The 4,521-nt window shown below is 58.0% G+C and carries 4 protein-coding genes; all 4 read left to right on the top strand.

Annotation, left to right across the window (positions count from 1 at the left end):
* The coding region (locus tag H8E27_01600; GenBank protein MBC8324307.1) for a hypothetical protein at positions 1-630 on the top strand (630 nt) is incomplete at its 5' end.
* Positions 599-2,407: a phage terminase large subunit family protein gene (locus H8E27_01595; GenBank protein MBC8324306.1), complete on the top strand. Its 1,809-nt coding sequence runs from the start codon at positions 599-601 to the stop codon at positions 2,405-2,407. The genes H8E27_01600 and H8E27_01595, both read left to right, overlap by 32 nt.
* A gap of 26 nt (positions 2,408-2,433) precedes the next feature.
* Entirely contained in the window at positions 2,434-2,991 is a 558-nt protein-coding gene (locus H8E27_01590) for a hypothetical protein (protein ID MBC8324305.1), read from the top strand.
* Positions 2,988-4,427, top strand: a complete 1,440-nt coding sequence (locus H8E27_01585; GenBank protein ID MBC8324304.1) for a phage portal protein — start codon at positions 2,988-2,990, stop codon at positions 4,425-4,427. Before H8E27_01590 ends, H8E27_01585 begins: the two co-directional genes overlap by 4 nt.
* Positions 4,428-4,521 lie beyond the last annotated feature (94 nt).

Raw genomic sequence — 4,521 nt, 5'->3', positions numbered from 1 at the left:
CTCACCGACAAGGAGATGGCCACGCTTGAGGCCGCCGCGCGCCGACAGGCCGAGGCCGACAGCACCGACGCATTGAGCGCCGAGAAGCTTTGTCAAATCACCAATCTATCCGACCAGCGCCACCGGCAGCTTGCAAAAGCCGGTTACTTCCCGCCGCCGATCAAAGGCATTTACCAATTAACGCCGGCGCTGCAGGGCGTCATCCGGTATATGCGCGACCAATCGGCCAAGGCCGGAAACAGTTTGGAGCAAGAGAAACTGAAAAAGCTGACCGCCGAAAGGCAGATTGCAGAATTGGAGTTGGCAAAACGGAAAGGCGAAGCGCTGGACGCGCGGGCGGTTGTCACCGCTTGGGAAAACATCGTGGTGACGATTCGCCAAAAGCTGATGGCGATGCCGGCGCAGCTTGGGCCGCGATTGGCCTACTTGAAGGAACAACATAAAATCGAAGAAGAATTGGAACGCGAGGTGAATGACTATTTGCAGGAACTTTCCAAGCCCCAAAACTATGACCACGGAGAACCCGAAAACGACGACGAAGAAACCGAAGCCGAAATCGACGGGCCGGCGATGCCTAAAAAGGGAAACAAAAAGCGCGGTGGCGCTGCTAAAGCCGCCGCCAAAAATTGACGTGGCCGCATGGGCCGAAGCGCACCGCTATCTAGCGATCGGCACATCCGCCGAGGCCGGCAAATTCCATGTTGACCGCTTGCCGTATCAGCGCGAGCCGATGGAGATGCTAACCGACCGCGAGGCCGGCGAAGTAGTTTTGCAATGGGGCGCGCAACTTGGCAAAACGGAAATTCTGCTAAATGCGCTTGGCTATTTTATCCAAGCAGAACCGGCCAGCATTTTGTGCGTCTACCCGACGCTAGACACGGCGCGCAAATTCTCACAGAAAAAGCTTGGGCCGATGATTGCCGAAACGCCTGTCCTGAAAGACAAGGTGCGCGACCCGCGCCAGCGCGATTCCGGCAACACGATTTTAAGCAAAGACTTCCCTGGCGGCAGCATCATCGTGGCAGGCAGTAATTCGCCAAGCAGCTTGCGCAGCTTGTCGTGCCGCGTGGTAATTCAGGACGAGATTGACACCTACGAAGTGAGCGCCGGCGCGGAAGGTGATCCGAGCGTGCTGGCCGATGCGCGCGCAATGAATTTTCACAACGCGGTTTTGATTAAAGCCAGCACGCCCACCATTCGCGGCGCGTCACGGATCGAAGCCAAACTGGACGAAAGCGACAACCGACGGTGGGCCGTGGATTGCGCCGAGTGCGGAAAATCCCAGGTGTTGGCTTGGTCGCAAGTTAAATGGCCGAAGGATGACCCCGCTGGCGCGTTTTACGAATGCACGCACTGTCAATCGCATTGGAGCGATCAAGACCGCGTGCGGGCAATTCTGGCCGGCAAGTGGGTGGCCGAACATCCCGAACGGCGCGTGCGCGGCTATCACCTCTCTGGCCTTTACCGAATCATGGGCCGAAAGCGCCAATTTGAAAGCTACCTGCACGAGTTCGCGCAAAACTTTCTGGACGCCAAGCACGCCGGCCGCGAATCGCTCAAGGTTTGGACAAACACATTTTTGGCCGAGACGTGGGAGGAAGCCGGCGACCGCATTGAACTGGAATCACTGACCGAGCGCGGCGAAGATTACACAGTGAGCCCCGTGCCTGAATCCATAGGGGTGCTCACGTGCGGCGTGGACGTTCAGGGCGACCGGCTCGAGCTTGAAGTGGTGGGCTGGGGCACCGCCGAGGAATCGTGGGGCATTGAGTATCGCGTGCTCTTTGGCGATCCGGAGCAGCCTGACGTGTGGAAGGCGCTGGATGACTACCTTTCGCAGCGCTGGGATCATCCCTCCGGCGCGCGCCTGGGCATCGCGTGCTGCTGCGTCGATTCCGGTTTCTCCACGCGCAACGTCTACCAATTCACCCGCCCGCGCCAAAGCCGCCGCATCTACGCAGTAAAAGGCAGCAACCAATCCGGCGCGCCCCTTATCGCCAAGCGCAGCGGCAAGGCCGGCGGCCGCGTGCTGATGTTCAACATTGGCACCGACACCGCCAAAGATTCCATCTTTGCCCGACTGAAAATCGAAGACCACGGGCCGCGCTTTATGCACTTCCCGAATGGCCAAGGCTACACCGAAAGTTATTTCAAACAGCTCACCGCCGAAGAAGTTCGCACCCGAATGCACCACGGCTTCCCCATTCGCTACTACAAGAAGATCCGCGACCGGAATGAAGCGCTGGATCTGCGCGTTTACAACCTCGCAGCGCTCGAAATCCTTTCACCGAACATGGATCGCATCCTTAACGGAATGAAACCCGACGAGCCCGTGAAGGAAGAAGGCAACCCGCTCAAGACGTACAAGCTGCGGCCCTCATCGAACTTCGCCACCGGTTGGCAGTAAACAACCCGAACCCACGCACCAAATAAATGGCGGACGTTGCAACAAAAGAACCGGCCAAGCTGCGTGCCGGCGACACCCTCAAATGGGACAAGACTCTGGACGATTATCCCGCGAATGATTCGTGGGTACTAAAATATGCCTTCCGAGGGAACGCTGGCACGTTTGACATCACCGCCGGCAGTTCCGGCGCCGATCATTCCGTGAGCGTTTCGCCCACCACCACCACCGGCTATGCGGCGGGCATTTATGATGTGCTGGGCTTCGTCGAAAAAGGCACCGACCGCTACACCGTATACACCGGCCGCATCGAAATTCTGCCCGACCTTGAAACCGCCGGCAGCAGCTACGACGGCCGCACCCACGTTAAAAAGACGCTGGACGCCATCGAGGCGACGCTGGAAAACCGCGCTGGGAAAGAGATCCTTGAAAGCACCATCGAGGGCGTTGCGATCAAACGCATCCCGCACGAAGAACTCATCGCCATGCGCTCCAAGTATTTTGGCTGGTACCAGCAGGAACTCGCCGCAGATCGGATCGCCCAGGGCGTAGGCACCGGCCGCACCATCCTCACCCGATTCCAATGAAATTGATCGACAATCTTTTGGGCCGCTTCGGCTACCGCAAAGGGCCGGCATTCATTCGCGCCTATTCCGGAGCCAAGACCGGCCGCCTCGTTTCCGATTGGGGAACCGCCACCAGCAGCGCCAATAAAGAGATCCGCGAGGGAATCAAATCCCTGCGGGCGCGCGCGCGTGACCTTGAGCGGAACAACGATTACATCCGCCGATTTTTAGCCTCATTGGAAAACAACGTGCTGGGCAGCGCCGGCGTGAAGCTTCAAGCCAAATCAAAAGACATCAGCGGAAAATTTGACGCCGTGGCTAACGCCAAAGTCGAAGAAGCTTGGGCCGAATGGGGGAGTGCCAAAAACTGCACCGTGAACGGCCGGCACACTTGGCTGGATGTTCAGCGCATTGCCCTGCGAAGCGTCGCCCGTGATGGTGCCGTGATGATCCGAAAAGTGCGCAACTGGAGCAGCCCTTTTCGGTTTGCGTTGCAAGTGGTTGAGATTGATCACCTCGATGTCGAATACAACGCTAAGCTGAGAAACGGCAACATCATCCGCATGGGTGTTGAGATCGACCCGTGGGAAAAGCCCATTGCCTACCACCTTTTAGCCACCCACGCCGGCGACGACTTGGCCCGAAACCCAATCAAGCGCGAGCGCGTTCCAGCGGACGAAATGCTTCAGCCCTTTGTTGCCGAACGCCCGCACCAAGTGACCGGCGTGCCGTGGATGTCCAGCGTAATGTATCGGCTCAATATGTTGAGTGGGTACGAGGAAGCGGAAGTGACCGCCGCCCGTGTAGCCGCTTGCAAAATGGGATTTTACACCAAGACAGAAACCGGCGAAGGCTACCAAGGCGAAGTGGACGCGGCCGGAAACCTGATCACCACCGCCGAGGCCGGACAGTTCGAGGAGTTGCCCGTGGGCGTGGATTTCAAAAGCTTTGATCCATCGCACCCCACCACCGCTTATGGCGACTTTGTCAAAAGCGCGTTGCGGGGCATCGCCTCCGGCCTCAATGTGTCTTACAACTCGCTGGCGAACGATCTAGAGAACGTGAATTATTCAAGCATCCGCGCCGGACTTCTCGAAGAACGCGAGCAATGGAAGGCAACTCAAGTCTGGTTCATTGATCACGTCATTGATCCGATTTTCCGCGAGTGGTTGGAATATGCTTTGCTTTCCGGCGCCATTGATTTACCCGCCACCAAGCTGGACAAATTCGGCAGCGTGGAATGGAAGCCCAGGCGCTGGCTCTGGGTGGATCCGCTCAAGGACACCAACGCCAATATTCTCGCCGTCAAAAACGGATTCAAATCCCGCCGCGCCATCATCGCCGAGGCCGGCGGCGACGTGGAAGATGTGTTTTCCGAAATCGCAGCCGACGGCCAGCTTGCCGACGCCAAGGGATTGGCCTTCGAGAGCGACATGACGCCGGACGATGACGATTAACCGAACCGCCGCGCTAAATAAATGGACAAGAACACGATACAATATCGAGCCGCCGCCATTGACGCTTCGACGCCCATTGACATCGAGGCGCGCA

This window comes from Limisphaerales bacterium, assembly GCA_014382585.1.
In the GTDB taxonomy this organism is placed as follows: domain Bacteria; phylum Verrucomicrobiota; class Verrucomicrobiia; order Limisphaerales; family UBA1100; genus JACNJL01.
The sequence above is the reverse complement of the archived record's forward strand: the minus strand, read 5'-3'. Positions and strand labels throughout refer to the sequence as shown.